Source organism: Streptomyces xingningensis (assembly GCF_054957865.1).
The window spans coordinates 1-773 of the sequence record NZ_JBDJPF010000175.1 but is presented as its reverse complement, the minus strand read 5'-3'; the positions used below and the strand labels follow the sequence as shown (position 1 = coordinate 773).

1 protein-coding gene is annotated in these 773 nt (G+C 66.5%); it reads right to left on the bottom strand.

Annotation, left to right across the window (positions count from 1 at the left end; all coding sequences use genetic code 11):
• A partial coding sequence (locus ABCR83_RS32715; RefSeq protein WP_462698901.1) for an acyltransferase domain-containing protein occupies positions 1 to 752 on the bottom strand: 752 nt, incomplete at its 3' end.
• Between the last annotated feature and the right edge of the window lie 21 nt (positions 753 to 773).

The window sequence follows — 773 nt, the reverse complement described above, 5'->3', positions numbered from 1 at the left end:
GCAGGGTGGAAGCGGACGGGCTGGCGGATCTGACGGACCCAGTAACCAGGGGTGGCGATGTCGTCGTCCGCGGGCAGCCCGGTCACACTGCTGACCAACGGGATGGCGGGGGCGTGGAAGGTCACGTCCGCGATGGCCGCCGCGAACTCCTCCAGCATCGGCTCCATCAACGGCGAATGAAACGCATGACTGACCGCCAGCTCCTTCGTCCTGCGGCCACGCCCCGCCCACACCGCACCGACCTCCGCCACCAGATCCGCACGACCCGAAACCACCGTACTGCCAGGAGCATTGAGCGCAGCAACCGCCACCTCGCCCCCGTAACCGGCCAGGCACCCGGCAACCTCCTCCTCCGTGGCCTCAACAGCCACCATCGCCCCGCCCTCCGGCAGACCACCCATCAACACGGCACGCGCGGCCACCAGACGACAGGCATCAGCAAGACCGAACACCCCCGCCACACACGCAGCCGCCACCTCACCCACCGAATGACCCACCACCACATCCGCCCGCACCCCCACCGACTCCAGCAAACGAGCCAAAGCCACCTCCACGGCAAACAAACCCGCCTGCGCAAACGTCGTATGATCCAGCACCTCCACCGGACCCCCGAACACCACCTCCCGCAACGAACACCCCAGACACGGATCAAGCAACCCACACACCTCATCAAACACCGACGCAAACACCGGGAAACGCTCATACAACCCCGCACCCATACCCACCCGCTGACCACCCTGCCCACTGAACAACCACACCACCTTGCCCGGGAC